Consider the following 26,836-nt stretch of genomic DNA (forward strand, 5'->3'; position numbering starts at 1 on the left):
GTTACTATAGGAGGAATTATTTATACCAAATCTGACCATTAAGACGGTTGGCCTTTTATGACTAAAACTCTTTGGTTTGACGTTTTATACCATTGAAGGCAAAGGATAAAAATAATCAGTAAATCAATTATATCTCCACCATAATACATAACCTTACTACCAGCTTTCGATTGTTCAATTGGTACTTGATAAGGAGGATGGGCGAAAATAAATTTTGATAAAATATCATGACCCGCTAAAGCCAATATCATGCAAATTGAACGATAAGAGAAAGGATAGCGATGTGATGTTGGATCAAAATAAATCATTGAAATCGTAAATAAATACCCAGCTAGAAAAATATGAAAATGTACAAAAAGATGTATTAGCTTATATTGATGCATCAAACTATATAAATTGGTAGTATACAGAATCCACAAACCTCCAATATTGAGTAGTGATGCAGTGACCGGGTTACTTAAAAAACCAATCATTTTACTGTTTAACATTCGGGTTATGAAACGTGCATGCTGTACTTTGATTGAACGTAATAAAAGTGTGAGAGGAAAAGAAAGGGCAATAAGTAATGGTGCAAGCATTCCTAACAATAAATGAGCATACATATGTGAAACGAAATTAAAATGCGAGGAATGTGCAATTGGCCCAACTAACGCAATTGCGATACATGCTAAGCCTAAAAACCAATAGATAAAACGATTTTTTGGCCATTTTTTATACCGTGTTCTACCGAAAAATGCTGCAAAACAGTAAATGAATAACATAAACAATAATCCAATCATAAGGATTAGCTCAAAATAATTAAATTGCGAATGCACTAAATGGTTATGTTTCATTTTTAACCATAGTTTCAAAATTTCTAGTTTTAAGCACAATTACAAAACCAATTATGACCATAATCAAAGCAGACATATTCCAAGTTATATCATATGGGAGTATATCAACATGATAACGAATTTGGTGCAGCTTCATGAATTTATGTTGTACAGTCCCGTCATAAAGTTGAAAAAGACCTGCTCCTAGAAATAGTCCGCCAATCCACCGTTTAAGCCAAAATGCTCTTTTTCTACGTAAATCTGCAAGTAGAAATAATGACCAAATTGTAGAAAACCAACTAAATGCATGAAACAATCCATCTGAAATAAGACCGATGGACGTTGTTGATTTGTCATAAAAATGATGCCAATGTAGTAGCTGGTGAAATGCCGTTTCATCAATGAATGCAACCATACCAAGTCCAAACAGTATTCCTGACCAGAAATTTTGCTTTCTATATTCAGAAGTATTTTCTCTATTCAAAATCAATCATCCTTTAAGCAGTATTTTCTTCAATTATTCTACCCTTAGCTTCAAAATCACAAACAGCTTAACTATTCCTTCTTACAAATTAATTCCCATTAATTACTCGGATAAATAAGCCTATTCTACACATCATAATTTTGTTATTAAAATTTATTAGGAATAGAGGTTAACATATAGATGTACTATTACAAAGAGGAATTAATCAATATCATTAAACCAGATAAACCAGATCCAGCAGCGGCAAAAGTACTTCAAGAAACATTAGGTGGACAATTCGGTGAAATGAGAACAATGATGCAATACTTTTTTCAAAGTTCAAATTTTAGAGGGAAAGCAAAGCAGTATCGTGATTTAATCAGAGGTGTATTTTTAGAGGAGATTAGTCATGTTGAACTTGTTCAAAATACAATCAATCAACTATTAAACGGTGCTGGCTTATCAACTCCAGGAAATGCAGGACAAGATGGTGCACCGCTTGATGAAGCTGTTAAACATGCTAATCCTCACCACTTTATTTCAGGTGCTCAAGCTTCTTTACCGGTAGATGCAGGTGGGAATCCTTGGAATGGCTCATGGGTGTATAGTCACGGAAATTTAATTGCAGATTTATTAAATAACCTCATTGTTGAATCAACGGGAGTCTTAGAAAAAACAAGAATTTATGAAATGAGTTCAAACCAAACACTAAGGGAAACTTTAGGCTTTTTAATTGTACGTGATAATGCGCATCAAAACGCATTTGCAAAAGCATTGGAAACACTTGGAGTAAACTGGGGTAAATTATTCCCAGTCCCGAATTATGATATAAATAAGTATCCTGAGTGTCGAAAGTATGTTGAAATGGGTTATCATAATGCACAATTCAATTTCAGACTTGATCAAACTCGTATCGGAGAAATATTCAATGGACAAACACCAAGTAGAAATGGTGGGGAATTAATTGTTACGAATCCACCTGAAGGATTCCCAGTACCTGAATTACCAGATATGCCAAATGAACATGCTTCTGGTTTATATGATTTGAATAGCTAAAAAAGTAAATCTATTTTAAAAAAACTCCCATTTAGGGAGTTTTTTCATTAAACGTAACGGCCATAATCTGGCTTTGCTATACTTTCAAAATTTACCACTAAATTATGTAAATTTGTTTCAAGCTCTTTGCCAAACATAGGTGAACCATGCCCAGTTATTGCAATTTTTGGTTTTAATGTCTCAAGTTTTTTAATCGAATTCCAAGCATCTATCCAATTTGTAGTAAAGTATCTAGGTGGTCCATTCAATTCTTGCTTTTGAATGAGCACATTGTATAATTCATCTTGCCTAACAGTAACAAAAGCATCACCAGCAATTAGGAATTTATCCTCTTCTCTAAAAAATGAGACATGTCCAGGTGTATGACCAGGAGTATGAATCCATTTCCAACCTGGCATATGTGGAACTTCACCATTTTCAGGTAAAGCATGTACATAATTCTTTAAATTTATTGCTTCATTTGGAAATAGAGGTGAGATTTTTGCAATCAGTCCACCTTCCACTGATCCATCAGGTTCAGGATAATTTGTTTCACCTGTTAAAAAGGGTAATTCTAATGAATGGGCATAAACAGGAACATTCCACTCGTTGACAAGTTCAGTGACAGCTCCAACATGATCAAAGTGTCCATGTGTTAAAATAATAGCTTTTGGTATATGATTTTTACCAAATCTTTCTTCAGCAAGTTCTTTAATTTTCGCGGCTGACTTTGGCATTCCCGTATCGATTAAAACCCATTCATTTGAAACATCAGGATTACCAAATAGACAAATATTAACGATTTGGATAGTTTCATAAAATAAATCAGCTGTAAGTGATTCTCCTTTTCCACTAGATACAGATGTGATGGGCATATAATGAAAATTGCTTGTTGCTAATTCAGTGTTCTCCTTTTCCATTGAATACTATTCACTTCCTATTCTTTAAGCTTTCATTTTGTATTCTCCTTTTAAAACATTAATTTATACTAATCGACTTATTGAATTAAACGATTGCATTTAACAAAAGATAATAGAAAAATGAAAAGGGGTGTGAAGATATGCATACCGTATGGAAAGGCACGATCAGTATGGGATTAGTTACAATTCCAGTGAAGCTATTTTCAGCTGTGGAAGATAAGGATTTGAAGTTTAGACAGTATCATAAAGATTGTAAAACGCCTATTTCATATAAGAAGGTAGCAAGTTGTGATGACGATGTGACTTCTGATGAAATTATTAAAGTATTTGAAACACCTAATGGTAGAGTTGTTGAAATTAAAGAAGAGGAAATAAATAAGCTAAAAGAAGAATTTGAATTAAAAACAGTTTCGATCATTGACTTTGTTAAGTTGGCTGATATTGACCCGGTCTATTTTGACAAAACATATTATATTGGCCCCGACTCGGGAGGAGCAAAAGCTTATGCTCTACTTTCAGAAATATTGAAAAAAAGTAAGAAGATTGGCCTTGCAAAAATAACCATTCGAAGTAAACAACATTTGTCCGCTATTCGTCCATATAAAAATTCAATCATTTTGGAAACTTTACATTTTCCGGACGAAATTAGAGCAATTGAAGGAATTCCTGGTGGTGTACCTGAAAAAGCAGGTTTATCTGAGCGAGAACTCCAAGCAGGTATGATGTTAGTGGAGCAATTAACAACAACATTTAATCCGGAGAATTATACTGACACTTATAGAACAGCTTTAGAACAGTTAATTAATCAAAAAGTACAAAGTAATGATTTCATTGCTACTGAACAAGAACAGCCTGCGGCGGAACAAAAAAATGTTGTTGATCTTATGTCTGCATTACAAGCTAGTATTGATCGAACGAAAGGACAAGCTACTCCGAAAACTCCGGCACCGAAAAAAACGCGAGCACCAAAGAAGGCTACAAGTTAAATGGAGCTCAATCCAATTTATCCATTTGAACCAGTCTCTTCAAATAATGTTCCAGAAGGTCAAGAGTGGATATCACAAATTAAATGGGATGGAGTTAGAATCTTAACTTATTGGAATGGTGAGGAAACGAAACTTTATAATCGCAAACACAATGAAAGAACAAATATTTTTCCAGAGTTAACAAATATTCGATCGTATACAAATGCTGATTCAATTATTTTAGATGGGGAAGTCATTGCGCTAGATCAAAATGGTAATCCTTCTTTTCATGAGGTTATGCGTAGGGATGGAATTAGACGGTTAGATCGAGTGAAGTTTGTTATGGAAGCTGTGCCAATTTATTATATGATTTTTGATATTGTGTACTATAACGGCGAATGGGTTAACGATAAGACCCTGAAGGAAAGATGGGAGTTACTTTCTTCAGTCATTAAACCAAATAAGCACATTCAAGTCGTACCAATCAACAACGATAATCAAGCATTATTTGAGGTCTCAAAACAACATGCTTTAGAAGGGATTGTTTGTAAAAACCTCAATAGTCGATATATCATCGATGGAAAAAATAGTGATTGGCAAAAAATAAAAAATTATAAAGATATTATTGCTGTCATTGGTGGAGTTACATATCGGTCAGGAATTGTTAATTCTATTTTAGTTGGATTGTATGATGATGCGGATCGCTTTTGGTATATCGGACATGTCGGAACAGGGAAATTGACTCATGCTGAATGGAAAGAGCTAACGAAAATCATTGAAGCAATAAAAATTGAAAAAAATCCGTTTTCGAATCAGCCTAAGCGGGTGAAAGAAATTCAGTGGCTAAATCCATTATTAACGGTAAAGGTACAATTTATCGAATGGACAGAAGGACACTCTTTACGTCAACCAAGTATCCAAGCTTTTGTTAACCAAGATCCAAAAACATGCAAGCTCACAAATTAAAGGAAGTTACATGATGAATCATACACATTTATTAGAGCCATTCCATAAAAATAAAGACCCTATTTATAGTGGTTATTTCTTTATTTTAGGTTTTCAAACAGACAAGGAACATTTTATAGCAGGAATCAAAAAACAAAATGAAATGATCGAAATTGGATCGTTTGCAAATGGACTAAATCAAAATGAAAAAGAAATTTTGAAAAAAGCCATTATTGATAATCAGAAAAATATCGAAAATAAAACGATATTTGTTGAACCAGGGATCTGTATTGAACTGGCATTTAAAGGGCTTGAAAATGATCGTTTAATCGATCCTTCATTTACATCATTTCAGCTACAGAATTCTTTTGAGGATTGTACCTGGGATCATTTAATTTTAAAAAATATGCCTCTAGACGATGAGTTAGCGATGACAAGTCGTGACAAGACAATTTGGAGTGAACCTCATCTATCAAAGGAGGCCTATCTTTCATACTTAGCCCAAATTTCACCATATATGCTTCCATTTTTAAAGAATAAATTGTTAACTACTATCAGGTATCCGCATGGTGTACAAGGGGAATCCTTTTTCCAAAAAAATAGCCCAGATTATGCACCAAGCTTTATCGTAACAAAAGAGCAAGAAGGGAATAATTATATTATTTGTAATGATGTATCGACGCTTCTTTGGTTAGGAAATCAACTAGCAATTGAATTTCACATTCCCTTTCAAACTTTTGAAAGTAATCATCCTACTGAAATTGTTTTTGATTTAGACCCACCAGATAAAGCGGCATTTCCTTTAGCGATCAAAGCAGCAATGGAAATGAGACCAATTTTTGAATCATTTCAGATTAAAAGCTATCCAAAAGTATCTGGGAGTAAAGGGATTCAAATTCATATCCCAATCAAACAACATTCATTAACTTATGATGAAACGAGGATTTTTACAAGTTTTATTGCAAATTATTTAATTGAGAAATTTCCCGATGAGTTTACAATTGAACGATTTAAAAAAAATCGGGGAACACGACTATATATTGATTATGTACAGCATGCTAAAGGTAAAACAATCATTTGTCCCTATTCAGCAAGAGGGAGAGAGGGAGCTACAGTTGCCACTCCACTTTATTGGGATGAAATAACAGAGGATTTAAAAATTGAAACATTTACAATACCATTTGTTTTAAATCGTTTAGCAAGCACAAGCTGCCCAATGAATGATTATTTTAAACAAGAGAATCTAACCTTAATAGAAGTTATATCTAAGTTAAAAGAACATAAAAACTAAAACTCCCTTAAACGAATAAGTCTAAGGGAGTTTTTTTTATATTTCAATAATGATTGGAAGAATCATTGGTTTTCTCTTCGTTTTTGTAAATAAAAATTGTCCAATTGATCTTTTCATATTTTGTTTCATCACATTCCATTGAAGTGTATTGGCATCCAATAAGTCATTTACAGTATCAGTTGCGAGCTTATTAACCTCTCTAATAAGGGTTTCAGAATCACGAGCGTATACAAAGCCACGCGAGATTGTATCTGGACCAGAGATGATTTTCTTCTCAGCTTTACTAATGGTAATCACGATAACTAGCATTCCGTCTTCAGACAATTGCTTACGGTCTCTGAGGACAATATTCCCCACATCTCCAATGCCCATTCCATCCACATAAATATTACCAGAAGGAATTTTTCTAGTTTGGGATGCGACAGAATTTTGGATATCTACTACATCGCCATTTTTGATGATAAAAATATTCGACTTCTCTACTCCAACTGATTCTGCTAATGCACTATGATGATGAAGCATTCTAAATTCACCATGTATTGGAATAAAGTACTTTGGTTTCATTAGTGTAAGCATTAGTTTTAACTCTTCTTGATATGCATGGCCTGAAACATGCATACCAGTTGAACTACCCGATCCATAAATTACATTTGCACCAAGCGCGTAAAAATTATCAATGATTCGAGATACATTTCGTTCATTACCCGGAATAGGTGATGCTGCGAAAATAACAGTATCTTCAGGGTAGACTTCTACATCTCGATAACTGGAGCTTGCTAATCGAGCAAGTGCAGCGAGAGGCTCACCTTGGCTTCCTGTACAAAGAATCGTAACGTTTTCTGGTGGAAGACGATGAATTTCTTGCGTATCTATTAGCATACCTTCAGGAATTCTCAAATAGTCTTTTTCCATTGCAACTGTTACTACATTTACCATGCTTCTTCCTAATAAGGCAAGCTTTCTATTCGTCTTTATTGAGGCGTCAACAATTTGCTGAACACGATGAACATTTGAGGCAAAAGTAGAGATAATGACTTTTCTTTTTGCTCTATGAAATGCTTCTTCAATATGTTCGCCAACCATACGTTCTGATGGAGTTGAGCCTGGTCGTTCCGCGTTAGTACTTTCAGATAACAATAGTAATACGCCTTTACTTCCGATGTCAGCCATTTTATGAATATCTGGATATTGATTATTAACTGGAGTTAAGTCGAACTTAAAGTCACCAGTATGAACAACAACTCCCTCAGGGGTATGAAATACAATACCGAGGCAATCAGGGATACTATGATTTGTTTTGAAAAAAGTTACACCAATTTCATTAAATTGAAGTTCAGTATCAGATTGAATAATATGTAATTCTGTATCACCTAGGAGTCCATGTTCTCTTAATTTAATCTCAATTAATCCAAGTGTTAATCGTGAAGCATAGATTGGTAAATTCAATTGCTTTAATATGTATGGAATGCCACCAATATGATCCTCATGTCCATGTGTGACAATTAATCCTTTTATTTTTTCTTTATTCTGGTGTAGATACGTTATATCTGGAATAATCAGATCAATGCCTAATAAACTCTCATCGGGAAATTTCCCGCCACAATCAATAATGAGTATTTCATCTGCATATTGAATGGCATACATATTTTTTCCAATTTCATTTACACCACCTAATGCGAAAATTGAAAGTCTTTCTTCTGTCCTCAATTTCTATCCCTCCTAATTCTACGAGCAAAATTAATTGAATTCTAAATATTAAATGCCCATAAAATTCCCATATTTTTCTTAGTATGTGCGTTATACCTGAATTGATTCAATTTTATCTAGTCAAAAAAAATAAGCTGGTAGCCAGCTTATTTTTAACTTTACTGTTCAAAATAATCTTCAAATTGCTTCTTACTTGATTTTGACTCATGTTGATAATATGGATTATCCGTAGTTGAGTCTTTTGGATCTAAATTGGTTTTTATGACTAATGTTGGCCCAGTATTAGAAGGCTCCACGATCAAACGATCATTCAATTCATTAAAATCAGGTAGCTTCTTGTTTCCAGGTTGTATTGGTTCTGACATCATCACACCTCCTTTAAATAGGATGGTTTTTTTGTTAACAATTATGTGCTTTCGTATACATTGTTTTAATTTTAAGTATGTGTTAGTTGATTACAACTCCAGGATGTTTCCTTTCAGCGGGGCGTGAGCTAAGAATGGTAGGCATGCTAAAACCATCTTGTCCTGTCGAAAAGCAAGTATGTCCGACATCCTGTTGACCTCCCTGCGGAGTCTACCCTTCCCGCAACTCCCAAAGAAGACTCGCATCTTCTGTGTATTCAACTTGTGTTTTTGTCATTTTATATCCAAAGAAACAATCTTTTAGAGAAAAGCATTGTAAAAAAATTTTTCATTACATCGAATGGTGCAATATTAAGTACATATAATTTAGAAGTTGGGTCTAAGTTTTATTAAAAGTTACGTAATGATAATAAATGAATCATAATATTAAAAATTGATAGATTAATAACTTACGTTAATCAGTCGAAAAGATAAGTTTTTTGTTCAATGGAATCCATAATACAACTTTGCTAAGGCTTAAAGGAAGTGATTGTATTGATCAAAAAAACTGGAGCGATAAATGGATGGGCAAGAAGGATTTTCAAATGGTTGATCGGACATTATTCACAAGCCATTCTTTTTTCGCTAGTGATTGTAGCTTTTTTTAACTATTGGTCAGTATTTTATATTATAGCTTTTTTGCGTGAGGCATTAACAAGAAATAGTGAAAAATTCGGAATGAATTTTTATTTATTACAAGCATTTATTTATGGATGGGTTGGATCAGTATTAATCCTTTTTGGACATTGTTTAGTATTGAAGTACATGTTACTGCATAGAAAAATTAAGAGCGTGGTCGTTTTTCTATTTCTACATGTCGGTTATTTTATCTTTCTTATTTTGTTTTTAGTTTTCGCATAAGAACATAGAAGCATTACTTCAAAAAGCTAGAAGTAGTGCTTTTTAATTGAATTTTAATCCTTGTAAAATTTACAATCATTCATTTCTATCATTATAATAAAGGAATCAAGATTTTTTGAAAGAAGGAGACAGAATGGAGCAACACTCTGTAAGGCAAGCTAGTTTACTTATTTTTATTACGTTATTAGGAATTATTACTTCGGTTATATTACATTTTTCACTCGTATTTGGCATTTTGCCAGGGCTTTTTTTCATAATATTTTTAAGCTTAAAAAAAGGTTATGATGTTAAGCTTATGTTGAAGATAGGGTATAAAGGAATTGGAAAAGTAAAAATTGTATTAATGATTTTATTTTTAATTAGCTTTTTGCTGCCCTCTTGGTTTTTGTCTGGAACAATTAACTCGATGGTTTCTGTTACTTTACAAGCTATTAATCCGCATCATTTTTTTGTCTTTTGTTTTCTTACAACAATGATTTTTTCAATGATACTTGGTTCATCAATCGGAACATTAAGCGCTTTAGGTGTACCGTTAATGAGTACTGCAATTTTATTACATATACCATTAGAAATTACAGCCGGTGCTGTTATTTCAGGAGCGTTTGTTGGAGACCGAACTTCACCATTTTCAAGTGCGCATCAACTATTAGCCAATATATTAGAAACAACTGTAAAAAAACAAGGCAAAGCAATGCTTTTAACTTCCATCTTAGCAATCTTAGTGACGGGGTTGTTTTTTAGCATGATGGATATTAAGTATGGAAGTAATCTTTCAGTCATACATAATGAACTAGAGTACGTACAAGAGATCGCATTCATTCATTTTATCCCGCCGGTTCTGTTAGTCTTGCTTGTTTTATTAAGATTAAACATTATCGCTTCATACGTTATAAGTATTTTATCTAGTAGTTTCATAGCTATTTTTCATGGAAATATTTCTTTTTCAGATATTATACATGCACTTTGGTATGGCATTGAAGGATTAGGCGGAGGTCTAATTCATATGTATAGCTTACTTCTGTTTATTGCAATCGCTGGTGTTTATAATGCATTATTGGAAGAATTAAATGTAATTCAACCCATCTTGGATAAATGGCTCTTATCATCAACATCTATGATGTCTGATTCTTTTAAAACTGTTATTGCATCTCTGTTTATTTGTATAATAGCCGGAAATCAAACGATGCCAATTATTCTGACTGGTCGTTCATTCCTTTCTCATTGGTCAACTAAATATAGTAAAGAAGAACTGGCACGAATAATGAGCGATACAACTTTGCTTTTTCCAGCAATGATCCCATGGAATGTACTTGCTATTATGAGTAGCACTGTTGTAAATATGGATTTGTTTGACTATATACCATATGCGATATTTTTATGGATACTGCCATGCTTAACATTAGTTGTTTCATTTGCGAAAAGACGTAAAAATTATCAAACAAGATATGAGATAAGTTCATAATTATTTAGCGAAAAACACTTTTCCAAAAGTGTTTTTTTATTTTGACCTTGTATTAATAGGTTGAAAGTACCTTTTGAATGAAATCGAATCTGCTAAAACTAGAAATTGATTAGTCTAAATATTTTATTATTGGCTCTGTTATGAAATCAACCATCTTTTTTAACAGAACCATTCATTTTAATACAACCTATCAAGAATTGCCGAGGGGGTACTGTATGAAAAAGTTATGTATTTTATTAACAGTGTTGTTTGCTATTATGTTTATCATGGAGAATCACCGTTTTATTTTAATCTGAAAGAGAGAACGAAAAATTATGATATCGGGTATATTATGAATCTACCATCAGTGAAAACAACTATTGTAAAGGGAAAACCTTTTCGAGAAGAATACATAGTAGGAAGTGGGGGCTATAGTAGTGATGACCCGAAAGAATATGTAGATTTTATGAAAAAAATCATGGATACAAAACGCTTGCCCTATGGTTACTATATCCTTAACGGTAGTGCAGAATTTTATGTAGAAACAGTTAAGAATGGTAAAAATGTTGAAATTGACTATAACATTAGCTCGCCAATTGATTTTAAAGTGAATGAAAAATAAAATATAAAAACACAGAAAGTTTAATCCTTCAAACGATTGAATTGGTGAAAGTATCTGTATAGAAGTTGGATATTTAGTGAAAGAGAAAAACGATAACACTTATTATGAAAAGTGTTATCGTTTTTTCTTTAGATATTTACTTTAATCCAGTTATTTATATAATCAGCAACTTCTTCCCAACCGTCTTGGGCAATGATCCAATGATTGCGATTTGGAAATTCTTTGTATTCAGTAATAGCCCCTGAGTTTTGTTTGTAAAAACTAAAATTCTTTTTAATTTGTTTTGCTGTAACGAGACGATCTTTTTCAGCAGCAATCATTAATAGTGGACCTCTATTTCCATTATTATAATTCACAGCAGCAGGGGTGTTCGATTTAAATGCAGAAGCAGCAGATTCAAAGAAAATCTTTGTCGTTTCCGGTACAACATGTTTATCATAAGCATCAATTTGTTCTTTTTCAGGAAGACCGTTAACAAAAGCATATTTAAACTCTGGCAATGACAATTTAATCGTTTTTAACCATGGGAAAGAGAATATACGGGTAGTTGCTATTGCAGTAGTTGGATAAGCAGCACCGAAAATTCCTTTTGTTCCTGCCGGACTAATTGCTATTCCTAGCTGACCTAAATTACGATCCATTAATAACTGAGTTAACATTCCACCGAAAGAATGACCAATGATAATAGGTTTTTCTGGAAGTGATTTAATGATTTTTGAATAATGTTCAATTAAATCGTTTAAACCTAAATTTCCAAGCTCCTTTGATGCGTTTTTTCTATCATTTTTTTTGGAATTATCATGAAATGGCCATGGTGGCGTGATCGTATTAAAACCTCTATCAGTAAAATAATTTTCGATTTTCTTAAAACTTTCTGGTGTCACAAATGCACCATGAATGAATATTATTGTTGGTTTAGTCATTAAGAACACTCCTTATATTTATCTACTAGTAGGTAGAATTTATTCAAAAAAAAATTAGGTTGTAGCTAATTTTATTAATTTATTTTTTATAGAATGAAAGTTATTTGAATCGTTAAATATCCTTGATGTAAGCATTCCACCATGAATACCGGCTAACAATAAGTTTGCTCTCTCTATTGAATCATTCTTATCATTATTTCCGTAACTTTCAAATGTACTAATAAGCCATTCCTTTAGTTCTGTAAAGTGAGCCTGTATCTCATCTTGAACTTCTTGGGGTAAAATAGGAATCTCAGAAATTAATATGGCACAAAGACATATATCTCTAGGATTTTTAGCTAAACACTTATCCCAAAAAAGAATGAACTCTTTTACTCGATCCTTAGGATCTGGGATTGAATTCAGTAATCGCATATTACTTTGAATCACATTTCGATAGTTAATTATAACTTGCTGTGTTAAATTTGCTTTTGATGGAAAATAGTAATGAATAGATGCCTTCTTTATACCGATTTGTTCCGCGATATCTGCATAACTAAATCCACTGTACCCCCTTTCTAAAATCAATTGATGAGCAGAGGATATTATTTCATTTGAACGACTCATTTACTTTATCACCTCACATTGATGATTTTATCTACTAGTAGGTAGAATGTCAAGCGTGTTTCATCATAACAATTCGTTATCTATTAATAATAATGAAAATAACCTTATTTCATTATAGAGAAGGATAAGGTTATTTTCATTATTCTACATAACTTTTTTACTTTTACAGTTCACAAAAATTTCTACAAATAGTAAGTGATAATGAATATAGGGTGTCTTATAACCTAATTATGAATAAATCTGCTTTTTAGGAACAATATATATGAGAAACAAATACATTAATTTAATTGTATAAGATGGTGGAGATAAATGGATAAACTAAGCAATTCAGTAAATGAAAATTTTAAATTTTTCCAGCAGCGTCTTTCCCACTGTGAAGATATTGAGTTTCGTATTTTGAATCCATACAATATCGAAGGTAACGAGATTGTATTTATCTTTTGTGAAAATATAATTAATGAATTGTTAATCTTTGAAACTCTTTTCGAAAAAGTCATTCAAAATTATCCTAGCAAAGGGAAAATGGTTGATGAGTCTATCTTAAGTAATGTTTTCCCACCTACATCAATATTTTTTCTAGATACGATAGAGGATATCATTTCTAATTTATTTTATGGATATTGCGTAATTCTATTTCCAAACAGTAATAAGGCAGGCTTAGTTTGCTTCTCTAGTAAAAACTTTAGAACGGTTTCAGAGCCACAATCCGAGGTAGTAATCAGGGGCCCTAAAGAAGGATTTGTTGAGGTAATTCGTACAAATTTGGCTCTTGTGCGCTCAAGAATACCTAGTCCAAACTTAAAGATTAGATTTAAAAAAGTTGGTTCTGAATCACAAACATGTGTTGCAGTAGTTTACATGGATAATAAGGTTTCATTAGGAATACTTCAGAAGGTTTTAGATCGAATAGATGAAATACATATTGAAAATACACATGATTCTGGAACGATTGAGAGATTTTTAGAAGAACATCCATTTTCTTTGTTTCCTCAAATCGTCACGACTGAGCGTCCTGATAAGGTTGCTTCGGATGTTATGGAAGGTAGAATCTGTATTATTGTAGATGGTAGTCCTTGTGCATTAATTGTTCCGTCAACTTTAAAAATGTTTCTTCAAACATCAGAGGATTATTATGAGAGATTTTGGCTTGGGGCTACATTAAGAGTTGTGAGAGTCATGGCATTATTAATTTCGATTCTTTTGCCATCTTTTTATATCGGTGTTACTTCATTTCATATTGAAATGTTACCTACAGAATTTGCGATTGCAATTGCAATGCAAAAAGAAGGGACCCCATTTTCCGGTTTTTTCGAAGCAGTCATAATGGAATTGTTTTTTGAATTGTTACGTGAGGCAGGAATTCGATTACCACAGCCAGTAGGTTCAGCAGTATCAATTGTAGGTGGCCTTGTAATCGGAGACGCTGCGATTCAAGCGGGTATTGCATCACCTGCTATGGTTATTGTAGTAGCCTTAACAGGTATAGCTAATTTTGCGATTCCAAAGTACAGCTTTGCAATTCCATTAAGAATACTAAGGTTTTGCTTAATGATTACTACTGCATATCTTGGTTTATTTGGGTTAATGCTTGGTATGGTAGCAATTATTGTACATATTACTTCTTTAACATCTTTTGGTGTTCCATTCTTTGATCTTTCTTTTTCTAGTTTTAAAGAAGTCAAAGACCTTATTATTCCTTTCCATACGAAGAGATCTCAGGAACGAAAAAAGAACAATGTTTATAAAGTGAGTGAGCAGTAAGATGAAAAGAATGATTTTATCTTTCATGTTGATAACACTATTTTTGACTTCATGTAATGTAACACGAGAAGTGAATGAAATATCTTTAATAAATTCGGTAGGGGTAGATTATACAAAAGACCAAGACTATAACCTGACCATACAATATTTAAAGCCTGTTAAAAATATGGAACCTAAACTAATAACCAAAACTGTATCGGGCATTTCGCTTTACGATGCAAATAAGAGATTTAACGAATTTCTTCCGAAACGAACATATTGGTCTCATAATTTTGTCATCATTTTAAGTGAAGATATTGCAAAAAATGGAATTAGAGGAACGTTGGACTTTTTTAGAAGAAATCTTGAAATGAGACAAGACGTATTGATCCTAATCGCAAAGAAGCCTAGTGAAATTTTAAGTAAAATGCAAAGTGAAAGTATTACGGGTTTAAATTTAAAAAATATTGCCAATGACGCATCAAAGCTGACTAGTACTGGTGAATTAAGTACGATTCATAAAATATATCAAAATTTATATTTTGAAGATCCGAACTTAAGAGTTACTCATATCTCAGTAAGTGGAGACGATCCAAGAATTGATGGATTATCAGTGTTTAACAAAGATAAATATGTAACAACCATTGACGGAGAAGTTGCTAAGGGTTGGGGGCTATATAATTTAGAGAATGATTGGTCACGAATGATTCTGAATTGCAATCAATCCTCTTCAAAGAAAAGTAAAATTTCATATAGTATAAAAAATAAAAATAAGAAAACAAGCGTGTCACTTGCACAAGATAATAAATTACATATTAAAATTTCTGGTTATTATGAGGCAATGATAACAGAGAACCAATGTATGTTAGATTTAAAGAATCCAAAAAATATTACAAAATTAGAAAATGAATTAAATCAAGAGATTACTAAAACGGTATTAAATACAATAAAATACGCACAAAACATTGGTTTAGATTACTTTGGATTTGGGAATCTACTCTATCGTTCTCATCCAAAGCAATGGAAGAGAATCAAAGCTGATTATCCAAATCGATTTAAAGATGCAAAAGTTAATTTAGAATTCGTAACAAGAATCACTCAAACTGGCGCAGTTTATGACTAGAGGTGGGTATTGTGAAACAAATTAGATTAAATACACTACAACTTAGTTCTATTATATTTGTACAAATCGCTGGAACAGGTCTATTAATCGTACCTGGTACAGTTGTTTTAATAGCAGGAATTGATGGATGGATATCGATTGTTATTAGTACACTTCACGCATTACTGCTCGGAATGATTGTATTTTTTTTATATAAGTACTTTCCAAACGATACATTAATTGGGATATTTGAAAAAGTAACTGGGAAGATAATTGGAAAATTATTAGGTGTTGGATTCGTCATCTATTGTTTGGTTTCATTAAGTACAGTAATCAAACAAGGATGTTCTATTACTTTAAATATTTTTCTACCGGAATCTAAACCGGTTAATTTTTATATTGCCTATTTTTTGATCGTAGTTTACATTCTCAAAATGGGAATTACAGTATTAGCTAGAACAAATGTGTTAATTACGATTTTTCTTCTAATTTCCTTTCTGACAATTATACTAACTGCAATCCCTTTACTTGAGATTCCATTAAAGCCGATTATGGCAGAAGGAATGAAACCGGTATTAAAGGGCTCTTTATCTCCGTCTAGTTTGATGAATCAAGTCATACTCATTTCAATGATATTCCCACTATTTCCAAAAGAAGAAAAAGGGAATATCAAAAAAGTGATTATTTATTCTCTTTTACTAGTAGGAGTTTTAAGTACAATCTTATCAGTTATAACGATTGGTATTCTTGGACTTGAAACAAAAGATCAATATTTCCCAATCTATACTGTCGCAAAATTAATTGAGATTGATTACTTTTGGAGAAGATTAGATGTATTAATCATGTTCGCTTGGGTAGGTGGAGTGACTTTAAAAATCTCATTTTGGTTTTACTGTACACTTTTAGCTATAAAACAGATTTTAAATCTTGAAAGTTATAAGCCAATCGTATTGCCAATGACTTTATTAATGTTTACTTTAGCATTTTACGCTACTAACAATTCAACTGAGTTGTCTTATTACTTAGGTAGAGTTTATCCTTTATTTTCATTATTATCTTATGAACTGTTAATACCAGTATTAATTTTCATCATTATGCTTGTAAGAAAAGGAGTATCAACTAGATGAAAATCTTACTTATTTTGATAGCCTGCATTTTAGCACTAGTTTTTGAAATAAAGGGTAATAGAAATGAAGGTCATCAACATTATTTATTGATTAATGTCATAGTGCTATTAATTGTAATCTTTACAACGGTTGTCCATGAACACAAACCGTTTACAATAGCGAATCTTATGATTAAATTCTTTAATCCGATGGTTAAATTGATATATGGGTAAGTCCTTTAAATAATTGCAAGTAATTTTACTGCTTGTCTATATTTAAGTATGAGGTGACGTAATTGATTTTAAAAAAATATAAGATAAATGCAGATTCTATTAAAATGACCACATCACTTATGGCTGGAAATCATCAATTTTATTTAGATGAGTCAATTGAAGCTGGTGGGGAAGATAAAGGGATGCATCCACTGAATGCTTTTTTAGGAATATTAGCTGGAAGCCAAAATAATTTTGCACACATTCTAGCAAAAAAAATAAATTTCGAACTAAAAGGAATTGAATTTAATGTTGAAGCGCAATTAGATCCGCGTGTCATTGAAGTCGAGGATTCAGTGAGACCATCTTTTGAAACAATCACCATTTATGCTGAAGTTGATACGCCAGAGTCTAATAAAAAAATACAAGAATTAAAAAAAGATACTGAAACTAGATGTCCCCTATTTAATCTAATCATTGAATCTGAAATAGAATTAGAATCTACATGGGTAAAGAAAAAGTAACTAAATCAATTACTCAATTAAGGAAACATGCAGCTTTTGAATTATGTTTATGAAGTGTAATTTTACTGGACGAAGAGAATATAATGCAACTTATGAAATAAATGGTGATTATTTACAGAACATCATTAAATATTCATAAGTTTTTTTGCATTTAGTGAAGTTTCGTATTTTAATGGTTCATAGAAACTAAGATAGATAGGAGTACCTGGCTAACCTCTACCTATATGGTTTGATTAGAACCTAAAAGTAAATAGAAAAAACAGCAATCAATAAGATTACCGTTTTATGCCTCATAATTTATTTGTTCTTTTTGAGATACAATGTCTTTTAATTGTCTTACAGTAATACTATATTTTAAACGAATCGCTTCAAGCTCCATGATAGCAACATCAATATATTCTGGTTCAGCATGGATAAAATTGATTTCTTTATATTCTAGTTGTTTTTGTAAGTTTCGGAGTTCGTTATGTAATATTTCCGTTGGAGAATTTTCTTGAAGAGTTGATTTTGAGAAACGGTTAAAAAATAAATTGAATTTTGTTTTTTTAGAGACTGTTTTTTCTTGAATCAAAACTGAATTAGCCATTAATATATCCTCCTAAAATATAGAATGAATCAATATTTATAGATTTATAACTTGTCCAAATGAATAAACTAAACTCATAGATTCATAACAATCTTTGTTTTTATAAAGATATTACTGTGAAATAAAGAAAATGCTAAAAAATTATTGATTTTGAATAAAAATTTTATTAGGGAGGTTTTATATTGAAAAAAATAAATAAAGTAATCGTTGCTTTGATCGTTTTTTTTCAATTGGTTTTATTATCTTCATGTAGTAATATACCGTACGAACCAAAAATAAAAATGCACATAATAGTTAGAGAGTTAACGAAAAAAGAATATAGTGAAGTAGGTACGAAGGATTTAAATAATCCTACTATTCATGATTTTAAGAAGCTAGTTTTTGATTTTGAAATGAAAACTTCGAAACATATTACATATCGAAGTATTAATATCCCAGAACATCCTATTTGGAAAATGAGAATCAATTCGATTGATGGAGAACGTTATTGGTTTGGGAATTATAATGAAATGAAAGACAATTCAATGGTTCATCGAGAAATTGTGTTTTATTCAAAAGGGGTAACTGAAGAACAAATTAGAAGAGCTTTTGAGAATACGTTTATAAGAATTTCTTATCAAACAAAGGATTCGGTTAGTAGTACAATGGAATACAATGTTGGGAACTATATTGAATTCAAAAAGTAGCATCGCTAAATAAAATTTAAGCTTTTCGTATGAATCTGATACACTTAGGGAACATAAAGAATAGATGTACTTTATGTAAAATGAATCTAGAAATGAGGACAAAAATCCATGGAAAAAATTGAAGTAGGCGAAATCCTAACATTAAGCTATGAAGATGATCAAGAACAAGACTATGAAGTACTAGGTTCAATTGACATTGAAGGTGTAGAATACATAGCAGTTGGCTTAGTTGAAGATGTGGAACAAGAGAGTGAAGAAGATATTGATGTTTTCTTCTTAAGAGTAGAAGAAAGTGGCGAATTCTTTGATATTGAAACAGAAGAAGAATTTGAAAAAGTATCTGCTGCATTTGATCAATCACTAAAAGAAGAAGAATAAAACATAAAAAAGTAGAAATTGAGATGATACAATTTCTACTTTTTTTATCATAATTAACTTGAAGCAGGAACGGTTTCGCTTATTGATTCATTCTGTACGAATGAGGCAGATTCCCATTTTTTTGAACGCCATCTCCAAAGCATGAGTAATCCACGTATCCATTCATCAGCAATAAATGCAATCCATACACCTATTAGTCCAAGGTTAAAGTGAACTCCTAGTATGTACGCGACAGGAATGCTAATGCCCCACATGGATATAATACCCATCATGACGGGGAATTTCACGTCTCCAGCTGCACGTAGAGAACTGATGACGATTAAATTGAAAGCACGACCAGGTTCAAGAATAATAGTGCAAATTAAAAGCAATGTACCTGTATGGATAATTTGTTCATTATCAGTAAAGATTGAAAATAATGGTTTAGAGAATAAGGCTGCAATAATGGCCATTAATGTTGAAATACAGATTCCTAATTTTAGACTGCGTAGACAATGTTCATATGCAGTTTTTAAATCTCTGGCACCTACTAGTCTACCAATGATAATTTGTTCACCTTGCCCAATTGCTACTGAAAATAAGAAAATAAACATCATAATATTTTGTGCATATACCTTAGTTGTCAGAGCCTCAGTGCCAATCATTGTAATAAAGATCGTAATAACAATTTGAGAGGCATTATAAGAGATATTTTCTCCGGCTGCCGGTACGCCGATTTTAAATAAATTTTTCGAATGCTGAATCGGCTTAGATTGAAGGACTTTTTTAAACGAAATAAAGCCAATCCTTTTCATGAAAATATAAATAATTAAAATTGTACAAATGATCCTTGCAATTGAAGTCGACCATGCTACTCCAGCTTCACCAAGAACTGGTAATCCAAAAGGACCAAAAATGACAAAATAATTTCCGATTGCATTTAATATGTTCATTAAAATAGTGACTTTCATCATATCTTTTGTGAAACCATAACTACGTAAAGTTGCCGAAATCGTCATCATGATTGCTTGCACGAACATAAATGCACCAACGATTTCTAAAAATGAATTTCCTCTTACGATTAAATCTGGATCTAATCCCATCCATTTTAAAATGTAGGAAGAAAAGAAGAATAATAAAATACTAATAATAATACCGATCCCGAAGTTTGCAATCATAGATACTGTAAAAACTTCTTTTGCTTTATACTCATTTTTTGCACCTAAATATTGAGCGACTAATATTGATGTACCAGCAGTTACAAAACCAAATAATAATGTAACTAGACCCATGACTTGAGACGCAACACCTACAGCGGCTACTGCATGATCCGAATACTTACTAAGCATTAAGGTATCGACACTACCCATTAACATGAATAATAATATTTCAATAAATATTGGCCAGGTAATATGCAAAAGGGAGAGTGGCTTATCGTTACTTTGAATCTTGTTTGAAGATTCCATGTTTCATCCCTACCTTTTCAAAAAAGAAAAGGATGTCTCAATACAATAATGTATTGTGTTAGGACACCCTTTACATTTTATAATTTGGTTTTAGTTAAAATAAATTTAACAAATCCTATAATTTAATAATTTTGATACCATAACCTTCAAGTGTAAACTCTGTATTATATGTTTCATTTTTTTCTGTTATGACATTAAATACTGTTTTATTTTTGAATAAATCAGGCGTTTTGACTGATAATTTATTAGGATTATTACTTAAAATATAAACAAAAGTATCGCTCTCATATGTTTTAGCGTAAACAATTGTATTATTTTCATTGTTTGCTTCAATAAAGCTAAATGTTCCTTCACTACCAATAGCTATATGGTCTTTACGAAGCTTTAAAAGTGTTTGAACATATTCAAACAGTTCACGATCTTGACGTTCTTCATCCCAAATCATACATTTACGGCAACCAGGATCTTGTTTTCCAGTCATCCCAATTTCATCACCATAATAAATACAAGGTGCACCTGGGAATGATAATTGGAATGTGTACAATAGCTTTAATTTTTCAATATTTTCGTCACAAATTGTTAACACGCGAGGTGTGTCATGACTTCCTAATAAGTTAAAGGCAACTTCATTTACATTTTGTGGATACGAATGAAGTACTTCACTGATCACATTGGTGAAATCCTCAGCAGTGATTTTGTCTTTTGCGAAGAAATCTAAAGCGCCATTAGTGAATGGATAGTTCATAACAGCATCAAACTGATCTCCTTGTAACCAAGGCATTGAATCATGCCATATTTCACCTAAAATATAAAGGTCAGGATTAACAGATTTCACTTCTTTTCTAAATTCTCTCCAAAATGCATGGTCGACTTCATTTGCAACGTCTAAACGCCATCCATCAATATTAAATTCTTTAGCCCAATACTTACCAACTTCTAATAAGTATGCTTTTACATCAGGATGTTCAGTATTTAATTTTGGCATTGATGGTACAAATGCAAAAGCATCATAATTCGGTGTCGGCTCAGTCACAATTGGGAATTCCTTTAAGTGGAACCAATCTTTATAAATTGATTTTTCTTGTTTTTGCAGTACATCTTGAAACGGCTCAAAGAAATAGCCACTGTGATTAAACACAGCATCTAACATTACTCTAATATTGCGCGCATGGCACTCTTCTACTAATCTCTTAAATGTTTCTTTCGTGCCAAATTGAGGATCAATTTCCATATAATCAATCGTGTCATATTTATGATTTGAATGTGCTTTAAAAATTGGAGTAAAATAAATTCCGCCAATTCCTAATTCTACAAGATGGTCCAGATGTTGAATCACACCTTCAAAATCTCCACCGAAGAAATTATTTGTAGCAGGTTCTTCACTTTCCCATGCTAATGTACCTTTAGGGTTAATCGAAGGGTCACCATTTGCAAATCTTTCTGGGAATATTTGATACCATACTGTATCTTTAGCCCAACTAGGAGCTTTAAAGATATCAGCTTCATTTAAAAATGGAAAACAGAAATAATATGCTGTATCATCTGTCGGGATTTCATCATAAAATCCTCTCTCTGCATAAACAATCGTTTCCTCATGATTGCTAAGTTCAAAACCATAACGAAGACGACGGAATGGAGGCTTGATTTCTACAAACCAGTAATCGAACAATTCCGTACTACCACTTTTTTTCATTTCTGTTTTATTAATTTGCCAAGCTCCATCTTCCCAATGATAAGGGTCACCATGAAGTAAATTAACAGACGACACATCATCTTTTTTTGTACGTAATCGAATGTGAAGTGTCTCGTTATTGTAAGCGTATGCATAGTTATTTTTCGGGCGGTGATATATAGCTTCTTTTAACATTATGCTACCTCCAGCGTCTTATTTAGACAATCGTTTGCTTAAAAAAAGAGTATAATTAAACGCTTTCATTGTCAATTGTTTTGAAAGCACATATTTGAACAATGAATGATTTTTATTTCATACTTTATAAATGTATAATATGTGATAGAGTAGACAAGAGCAGAATGTACTAGGAGGAGCAGAATTGATCAGAAACTTTTTTACAAAGCGATTTAAGTTAAAAAGTATATATGAAGCAAAAGATAGCAAACTAATTTATGTATTAATTCAAAATATATTAGTTGGCTCATTAATTGCTTTTCCATTAGTGTTTCAAATCATACAAACTGATTCACAAAGATTAGCGGAGAGAGTATTTGCTCCGTATTACGAAAACACTAGTTGGCAGAAAGAATTACCTGATTGTCGTTTCGATCATCAACTTTCTTGTCAGGACAATAAACAAAAAGTAATTGAATTAAAAAATCAGCGAATTGTTTTTGATCCAACAGATCAATATGATGTGGATGATAAAGAGAGTATCACGATTATTTTTGGGAAAACAACTATCCATGCAAATTTACTAGGATTTGATCTTTATGGAGGATACAATGACCAATTAGTAAATGCGTTAAATCAAAAAAATGCGGAACAATTATTACTTGGAATTGTCTCAAGTGTCAAAATGCAAGCAGTTGCAATGATGATGCAATTATTTTACCCAATAACGATTGTTACGAATATTATTTATATCGCAATTGTATCGTTAATGGCTTTATTATTTAATATTGGAAATTCTAAAAAGTTGACATATAGGCAATTCTTCTCATTTCTATCATACGCAGCTACATTACCAGCTATTTTTGCGTTTATGATAGGAACGATTTTTTCAATCGCATTTCTATATATTGCTTTTAATTTTGGGGTCATTTTATTTGCGTTCTATATCTATCGTAAATATAATCGAGTTGTTTAAATACAGTAGTGACAAGGGGAGGACGAGCAGTTCTCCTTTTATTTTTAAATTTTCTAAAAATTAAGAATTAACTTGGTATTAATTACCAAATTGTCCAATATATTTAAATCGAAAAGCTATATATATTTTCGTCTTCATCGTTTATGATGAAAGTAGAATTTCTTAAAAAAGTGAAATGTAAGCGCTTATAAAAACAATTGATATAAAAATTAAAATATACTAATTTGTTTGACTTTCATATTTTAGTAGATTATTATAAAAGTGTGAAAGCGCTTGCTATACTTTATGAAAATTATAACCTTGTTAGGGGGAAACGAAAGTGAAACTAAAATCAATGTTTGCTGTATTCGCAACGGTAAGCTTAAGTTTAGGTGCATTAGCTGGATGTGGATCTTCAAAAGATACTACAAACACTGCTAAAGACAAAAAGAAAGACGACCTTCCTTGGGATGAACAAGCAAAAGGTTACAAAATGGAAGAAGAAGTACTAAATGGTGAAGCTCCATTAAAAGTATGGTTAGATAATGACGATTATGCAAACGCTATCATTGAAGCTTTCAATGCTAAATATCCAAAAGTAAAAATTGAGTATGAAAAAGTTGGTGCGGTTGATACACGTGCTAAAATGGAACTTGATGGTGAAGCTGGATTAGGTGCAGACGTTTTCGTTCAACCACATGATGGTATCGGTGCTTCATTAGAATCAGCAATCATTGGACCAATGGGACAATATACTGATCAAATTAAAGATCGTTTCTTAGATTCTTCAGTTGGTACTGTAATGAGCGATGGTCAAGCTTATGGTGTTCCAATCTCTACAGAATCGGTTGCATTATTCTATAACAAAACATTACTAAAAGAATTAACTGGTTCAGATGCTGCTCCTACTGAGTGGGATCAAATTTCTGAGTTAGCTAAAACATATAATAATAAAAAGAAAAACCAATGGACAGTTCGTTGGGAAGTTGGAAACTCTTACATGAGTTACTTCTTCTTATCAGCTAATGGTTATGATTTATTCGGTAAAGATGGAACAGACGCTTCTAAAATCGGATTCGATTCAGCAGAAGCAAAAGCTGGTCTAGAAGCATTAAAAGCAGTACGTCCTGAGTGGGATGTAAACTCTGCAGATGCTACAAATGATACAACTACTTTAGAATTTGCTAAAGGTAAAACACCATTCTTAATTACTGGTCCATGGGCGATTGGTGATGTGAAAAAAGGTGCTGAGAAAAATAAATTTGAATTTGGAATTGCTCAACTTCCAAAAATTAATGGTAACCAACCTGTAACTTTCTCTGGTAACCAAATTGCAAACGTATCTTCTTACTCTAAATATCCAGCGGCTGCTCGTGTATTCGCAATGTTCTTAGGTTCTAAAGAAGGTGCAGAAGCTTTATACAAAACAACTGGTAAATTACCAGCTCTTAAAGAGGATTTTGCAAGTGAAGTTCCAGGTTTAAGTGATGATGTATTACTTCAAGGTGTTGCAGCTCAAGCAGCATTCTCAAAACCAATGCCTTCAATTCCAGAAATGGCTAACTGGTGGGATCCTGCTAAAAATATGATCGTAAACGTTTGGGATGGCTTAATGTCACCTGAAGAAGCACAAAAGAAAGCTGTTGAAGATTTCGAAGCATTACAAAGTGGTGCTGGTAAATAATCAATCTAGTATCATTACAGCCTCTCAACAATATGAGAGGCTGTATTATCAACTAATTATGCAAACGGTTTCTGCTATTTGCATAATTTAAGATAATAAGATATTGTTTTGCATATACGGGTACCGATTTTTGGTACGGAAGGGGGAGAAAAGATATGGCAACGGCGAATGTTAAAGAACAAAAGCCTAATATACCTGATAACGGATCAAAAAATATGAACCCATCACTGCCAGCCATTCTGTCAGTCTTTATTTGGGGACTTGGACAAGTCGTAAACAAGCAATTTTTAAAAGGATTATTCTTCTTTGCAGTACAATTATTGGTTGTATTAGTTGAGATTGCAACAGGTCACTATTCAAAAGCTGATCTTTCTGAAGGTTTCTATTTAAGAGAAAATGGTGGATTTTTTATAAAAGGTTTTTGGGGTTTAGTAACACTTGGTACACAGCCTCGTACGATGGGAATCACTGGACTAACAGAGGGTGATCACTCAATTGTACTTTTAATAAATGGAATTATAGCACTAATATTTATTTCAGTACTTATTGGAATATACTATTGGAACATAAAAGATGCATACAAAGTAAGAAGAACTTTAAATGAAACAAACTTTGTACAAACTTCAAGAGAATACTTAAGAGACTTATGGGATGGAATGTTTGAATTTATCGTTCTAATTCCATCAATGGTTATGTTGACACTAATTTCTTTAATGCCAATCATATTTGGCGTTTTAATCGCATTTACAGATTATAATAAATTCCACTTACCGCCTACTAAACTAGTAAGCTGGGTTGGATTCGAAAACTTCGTTAATTTATTTTCTTTACCAATTTGGACACATACATTTACTGGTGTATTTACTTGGACATTTGTTTGGGCAATTTTATCTACAGTAACATGTTTCTTTGGTGGATTGTTTATGGCAGTCGTCGTAAATAGTAATCGAGTAAAAGGTAAGAAATTCTGGCGTACAATTTTTATTTTACCTTGGGCAATTCCAAGTATGATTTCACTTCTAGTATTTAAAACATTATTCAATGGTCAATTTGGTCCAATCTCTCAGTTCCTAGTAGATATTGGCTTGACTGCAGAACGAATCGGATGGTTTACAGATTCTAATCATCCAAACATTGCTCGTGCAACAATCATTGTCATTAACCTATGGTTGGGCTTCCCTTACTTTATGGCTTTAATGACTGGGGTTATGACTAGCTTAGATAAAGAAATTTATGAAGCTGCTAAAATTGATGGTGCAACAAGAACTCAAGAATTTTGGAAAATTACTTTCCCATTAGTACTTGCTGCAACAGCACCACTATTAATTATGTCATTTGCTACAAACTTTAATAATTTCAACGTTATCTATTTCTTAACAGAAGGTGGACCAGCTAATCCGAATTACCAGTTTGCTGGATCTACAGATATCCTAATTACGTGGATTTACAAATTGACTTTAGATAACCGTATGTATAATATGGCGTCTGTTATGTCGATTCTAATCTTCTTAATTATCGGATCAATTTCTGCTTGGAACTTTACTCGTACAAAGCAATTTAAAGAGGAGGAGTTCTAA

27 protein-coding genes are annotated in these 26,836 nt (G+C 32.4%); 17 read left to right on the forward strand and 10 right to left on the reverse strand.

The genetic code is table 11. The features are described 5' to 3' along the window. Positions 1 to 38: 38 nt before the first annotated feature. Together ACX6U0_RS14555 and ACX6U0_RS14560 are read right to left on the reverse strand one after the other, a co-directional pair. Complete coding sequence (locus ACX6U0_RS14555; RefSeq protein WP_464960605.1) at positions 39 to 833, reverse strand: cytochrome c oxidase assembly protein; 795 nt, start codon at positions 831 to 833, stop codon at positions 39 to 41. Beyond that, on the reverse strand, positions 823 to 1,296 hold the full coding sequence (locus ACX6U0_RS14560; protein ID WP_464960606.1) for a DUF2243 domain-containing protein: 474 nt from the start codon (positions 1,294 to 1,296) through the stop codon (positions 823 to 825). The genes ACX6U0_RS14555 and ACX6U0_RS14560 overlap by 11 nt, the downstream gene beginning before the upstream one ends. A 180-nt stretch (positions 1,297 to 1,476) precedes the next feature. Between ACX6U0_RS14560 and ACX6U0_RS14565 the strand changes: the two genes are divergently transcribed. Further along, positions 1,477 to 2,331 (forward strand): manganese catalase family protein, encoded by an 855-nt coding sequence (locus ACX6U0_RS14565; RefSeq protein WP_464960607.1) that lies wholly within the window; start codon positions 1,477 to 1,479, stop codon positions 2,329 to 2,331. A 47-nt stretch (positions 2,332 to 2,378) separates the two neighbouring features. Here the strand turns inward: ACX6U0_RS14565 and ACX6U0_RS14570 are convergent, their stop codons facing one another. Beyond that, a complete protein-coding gene (locus ACX6U0_RS14570) occupies positions 2,379 to 3,230 on the reverse strand; it encodes an MBL fold metallo-hydrolase (protein WP_464960608.1) in 852 nt (283 codons plus the stop codon). A 140-nt stretch (positions 3,231 to 3,370) separates the two neighbouring features. Between ACX6U0_RS14570 and ku the strand changes: the two genes are divergently transcribed. The 3 genes from ku to ligD are packed head-to-tail and all read left to right on the forward strand — an operon-like array spanning position 3,371 to position 6,431. Further along, positions 3,371 to 4,216, forward strand: coding sequence for a non-homologous end joining protein Ku (ku, locus tag ACX6U0_RS14575; RefSeq protein ID WP_464960609.1), 846 nt, complete (start codon positions 3,371 to 3,373; stop codon positions 4,214 to 4,216). Continuing rightward, positions 4,217 to 5,161 carry an ATP-dependent DNA ligase gene (locus tag ACX6U0_RS14580; RefSeq protein ID WP_464960610.1) on the forward strand — a complete coding sequence of 315 codons (945 nt, stop codon included), beginning with the start codon at positions 4,217 to 4,219 and terminating at the stop codon, positions 5,159 to 5,161. It begins immediately after the preceding gene. Positions 5,162 to 5,174: 13 nt separating this feature from the next. After that, positions 5,175 to 6,431 (forward strand): DNA ligase D, encoded by a 1,257-nt coding sequence (gene ligD / locus ACX6U0_RS14585; protein ID WP_464960611.1) that lies wholly within the window; start codon positions 5,175 to 5,177, stop codon positions 6,429 to 6,431. A gap of 36 nt (positions 6,432 to 6,467) precedes the next feature. Here ligD and ACX6U0_RS14590 read toward each other — a convergent pair whose 3' ends face one another. Beyond that, complete coding sequence (locus tag ACX6U0_RS14590) at positions 6,468 to 8,138, reverse strand: ribonuclease J (RefSeq protein ID WP_464960612.1); 1,671 nt, start codon at positions 8,136 to 8,138, stop codon at positions 6,468 to 6,470. A 158-nt stretch (positions 8,139 to 8,296) separates the two neighbouring features. Next, the gene (locus tag ACX6U0_RS14595) at positions 8,297 to 8,503 is read right to left on the reverse strand and encodes a hypothetical protein (protein WP_464960613.1); all 207 of its coding nucleotides are present in this window, start codon (positions 8,501 to 8,503) and stop codon (positions 8,297 to 8,299) included. 534 nt (positions 8,504 to 9,037) lie between these two features. Between ACX6U0_RS14595 and ACX6U0_RS14600 the strand changes: the two genes are divergently transcribed. The 3 genes from ACX6U0_RS14600 to ACX6U0_RS14610 all read left to right on the forward strand — a co-directional run bounded on the left by ACX6U0_RS14600 (position 9,038) and on the right by ACX6U0_RS14610 (position 11,466). Next, positions 9,038 to 9,403, forward strand: coding sequence for a hypothetical protein (locus tag ACX6U0_RS14600; protein WP_464960614.1), 366 nt, complete (start codon positions 9,038 to 9,040; stop codon positions 9,401 to 9,403). Positions 9,404 to 9,536: 133 nt separating this feature from the next. Beyond that, entirely contained in the window at positions 9,537 to 10,865 is a 1,329-nt protein-coding gene (locus ACX6U0_RS14605) for a Na+/H+ antiporter NhaC family protein (RefSeq protein ID WP_464960615.1), read from the forward strand. Between the two features lie 226 nt (positions 10,866 to 11,091). Beyond that, entirely contained in the window at positions 11,092 to 11,466 is a 375-nt protein-coding gene (locus ACX6U0_RS14610; protein ID WP_464960616.1) for a hypothetical protein, read from the forward strand. Positions 11,467 to 11,594: 128 nt separating this feature from the next. Here ACX6U0_RS14610 and ACX6U0_RS14615 read toward each other — a convergent pair whose 3' ends face one another. Further along, entirely contained in the window at positions 11,595 to 12,389 is a 795-nt protein-coding gene (locus ACX6U0_RS14615) for an alpha/beta hydrolase (protein ID WP_464960617.1), read from the reverse strand. Between the two features lie 54 nt (positions 12,390 to 12,443). Then, positions 12,444 to 12,995, reverse strand: a complete 552-nt coding sequence (locus ACX6U0_RS14620) for a TetR/AcrR family transcriptional regulator (RefSeq protein WP_464960618.1) — start codon at positions 12,993 to 12,995, stop codon at positions 12,444 to 12,446. A 309-nt stretch (positions 12,996 to 13,304) separates the two neighbouring features. On the opposite strand from ACX6U0_RS14620, the gene ACX6U0_RS14625 reads away from it, so the two are divergent. From ACX6U0_RS14625 to ACX6U0_RS14645, 5 genes are all read left to right on the forward strand, one after another. Continuing rightward, entirely contained in the window at positions 13,305 to 14,756 is a 1,452-nt protein-coding gene (locus ACX6U0_RS14625) for a spore germination protein (protein ID WP_464960619.1), read from the forward strand. A gap of 1 nt (position 14,757) precedes the next feature. Continuing rightward, positions 14,758 to 15,858, forward strand: a complete 1,101-nt coding sequence (locus tag ACX6U0_RS14630; protein WP_464960620.1) for a Ger(x)C family spore germination protein — start codon at positions 14,758 to 14,760, stop codon at positions 15,856 to 15,858. A gap of 11 nt (positions 15,859 to 15,869) precedes the next feature. Next, positions 15,870 to 16,964, forward strand: a complete 1,095-nt coding sequence (locus ACX6U0_RS14635) for a GerAB/ArcD/ProY family transporter (RefSeq protein ID WP_464960621.1) — start codon at positions 15,870 to 15,872, stop codon at positions 16,962 to 16,964. Next, the gene (locus ACX6U0_RS14640; protein ID WP_464960622.1) at positions 16,961 to 17,176 is read left to right on the forward strand and encodes a hypothetical protein; all 216 of its coding nucleotides are present in this window, start codon (positions 16,961 to 16,963) and stop codon (positions 17,174 to 17,176) included. Before ACX6U0_RS14635 ends, ACX6U0_RS14640 begins: the two co-directional genes overlap by 4 nt. A 62-nt stretch (positions 17,177 to 17,238) precedes the next feature. Beyond that, a complete protein-coding gene (locus tag ACX6U0_RS14645) occupies positions 17,239 to 17,679 on the forward strand; it encodes an OsmC family protein (protein ID WP_464960623.1) in 441 nt (146 codons plus the stop codon). Positions 17,680 to 17,962: 283 nt separating this feature from the next. Here ACX6U0_RS14645 and ACX6U0_RS14650 read toward each other — a convergent pair whose 3' ends face one another. After that, the gene (locus ACX6U0_RS14650; protein WP_464960624.1) at positions 17,963 to 18,265 is read right to left on the reverse strand and encodes a hypothetical protein; all 303 of its coding nucleotides are present in this window, start codon (positions 18,263 to 18,265) and stop codon (positions 17,963 to 17,965) included. Between the two features lie 182 nt (positions 18,266 to 18,447). Here ACX6U0_RS14650 and ACX6U0_RS14655 point away from each other — a divergent pair, with 182 nt between their 5' ends. Both ACX6U0_RS14655 and ACX6U0_RS14660 read left to right on the forward strand, forming a co-directional pair. Further along, positions 18,448 to 18,951, forward strand: coding sequence for a hypothetical protein (locus tag ACX6U0_RS14655; protein ID WP_464960625.1), 504 nt, complete (start codon positions 18,448 to 18,450; stop codon positions 18,949 to 18,951). 108 nt (positions 18,952 to 19,059) lie between these two features. Further along, positions 19,060 to 19,329, forward strand: coding sequence for a DUF1292 domain-containing protein (locus ACX6U0_RS14660; protein ID WP_464960626.1), 270 nt, complete (start codon positions 19,060 to 19,062; stop codon positions 19,327 to 19,329). A gap of 53 nt (positions 19,330 to 19,382) precedes the next feature. On the opposite strand, the gene ACX6U0_RS14665 is transcribed toward ACX6U0_RS14660, so the two are convergent. Further along, on the reverse strand, positions 19,383 to 20,774 hold the full coding sequence (locus ACX6U0_RS14665; protein WP_464960627.1) for an MATE family efflux transporter: 1,392 nt from the start codon (positions 20,772 to 20,774) through the stop codon (positions 19,383 to 19,385). 115 nt (positions 20,775 to 20,889) lie between these two features. Beyond that, entirely contained in the window at positions 20,890 to 22,641 is a 1,752-nt protein-coding gene (locus ACX6U0_RS14670) for a glycoside hydrolase family 13 protein (RefSeq protein WP_464960628.1), read from the reverse strand. A 184-nt stretch (positions 22,642 to 22,825) separates the two neighbouring features. On the opposite strand from ACX6U0_RS14670, the gene ACX6U0_RS14675 reads away from it, so the two are divergent. From ACX6U0_RS14675 to ACX6U0_RS14685, 3 genes are all read left to right on the forward strand, one after another. Continuing rightward, positions 22,826 to 23,596 carry a DUF1189 family protein gene (locus ACX6U0_RS14675; RefSeq protein ID WP_464960629.1) on the forward strand — a complete coding sequence of 257 codons (771 nt, stop codon included), beginning with the start codon at positions 22,826 to 22,828 and terminating at the stop codon, positions 23,594 to 23,596. A gap of 319 nt (positions 23,597 to 23,915) precedes the next feature. Then, a complete protein-coding gene (locus ACX6U0_RS14680; protein WP_464960630.1) occupies positions 23,916 to 25,259 on the forward strand; it encodes a sugar ABC transporter substrate-binding protein in 1,344 nt (447 codons plus the stop codon). A gap of 155 nt (positions 25,260 to 25,414) precedes the next feature. Next, complete coding sequence (locus ACX6U0_RS14685; protein ID WP_464960631.1) at positions 25,415 to 26,836, forward strand: carbohydrate ABC transporter permease; 1,422 nt, start codon at positions 25,415 to 25,417, stop codon at positions 26,834 to 26,836.

Source organism: Gottfriedia sp. ABJ_BB2_2 (genome assembly GCF_055484705.1).

What these genes read in the sequence shown, in the direction of transcription:
- ACX6U0_RS14555 (WP_464960605.1), bottom strand. Translation starts at nt 833, where the DNA reads ATGAAACATAACCATTTAGTGCATTCGCAATTTAATTATTTTGAGCTA.
- ACX6U0_RS14640 (WP_464960622.1), top strand. Translation starts at nt 16,961, where the DNA reads ATGAAAATCTTACTTATTTTGATAGCCTGCATTTTAGCACTAGTTTTT.
- ku (WP_464960609.1), top strand. Translation starts at nt 3,371, where the DNA reads ATGCATACCGTATGGAAAGGCACGATCAGTATGGGATTAGTTACAATT.
- ACX6U0_RS14615 (WP_464960617.1), bottom strand. Translation starts at nt 12,389, where the DNA reads ATGACTAAACCAACAATAATATTCATTCATGGTGCATTTGTGACACCA.
- ACX6U0_RS14610 (WP_464960616.1), top strand. Translation starts at nt 11,092, where the DNA reads ATGTATTTTATTAACAGTGTTGTTTGCTATTATGTTTATCATGGAGAA.
- ACX6U0_RS14570 (WP_464960608.1), bottom strand. Translation starts at nt 3,230, where the DNA reads ATGGAAAAGGAGAACACTGAATTAGCAACAAGCAATTTTCATTATATG.
- ACX6U0_RS14665 (WP_464960627.1), bottom strand. Translation starts at nt 20,774, where the DNA reads ATGGAATCTTCAAACAAGATTCAAAGTAACGATAAGCCACTCTCCCTT.
- ACX6U0_RS14580 (WP_464960610.1), top strand. Translation starts at nt 4,217, where the DNA reads ATGGAGCTCAATCCAATTTATCCATTTGAACCAGTCTCTTCAAATAAT.
- ACX6U0_RS14670 (WP_464960628.1), bottom strand. Translation starts at nt 22,641, where the DNA reads ATGTTAAAAGAAGCTATATATCACCGCCCGAAAAATAACTATGCATAC.
- ACX6U0_RS14650 (WP_464960624.1), bottom strand. Translation starts at nt 18,265, where the DNA reads ATGGCTAATTCAGTTTTGATTCAAGAAAAAACAGTCTCTAAAAAAACA.
- ACX6U0_RS14605 (WP_464960615.1), top strand. Translation starts at nt 9,537, where the DNA reads ATGGAGCAACACTCTGTAAGGCAAGCTAGTTTACTTATTTTTATTACG.
- ACX6U0_RS14620 (WP_464960618.1), bottom strand. Translation starts at nt 12,995, where the DNA reads ATGAGTCGTTCAAATGAAATAATATCCTCTGCTCATCAATTGATTTTA.
- ligD (WP_464960611.1), top strand. Translation starts at nt 5,175, where the DNA reads ATGAATCATACACATTTATTAGAGCCATTCCATAAAAATAAAGACCCT.
- ACX6U0_RS14660 (WP_464960626.1), top strand. Translation starts at nt 19,060, where the DNA reads ATGGAAAAAATTGAAGTAGGCGAAATCCTAACATTAAGCTATGAAGAT.
- ACX6U0_RS14625 (WP_464960619.1), top strand. Translation starts at nt 13,305, where the DNA reads ATGGATAAACTAAGCAATTCAGTAAATGAAAATTTTAAATTTTTCCAG.
- ACX6U0_RS14630 (WP_464960620.1), top strand. Translation starts at nt 14,758, where the DNA reads ATGAAAAGAATGATTTTATCTTTCATGTTGATAACACTATTTTTGACT.
- ACX6U0_RS14565 (WP_464960607.1), top strand. Translation starts at nt 1,477, where the DNA reads ATGTACTATTACAAAGAGGAATTAATCAATATCATTAAACCAGATAAA.
- ACX6U0_RS14595 (WP_464960613.1), bottom strand. Translation starts at nt 8,503, where the DNA reads ATGTCAGAACCAATACAACCTGGAAACAAGAAGCTACCTGATTTTAAT.
- ACX6U0_RS14685 (WP_464960631.1), top strand. Translation starts at nt 25,415, where the DNA reads ATGGCAACGGCGAATGTTAAAGAACAAAAGCCTAATATACCTGATAAC.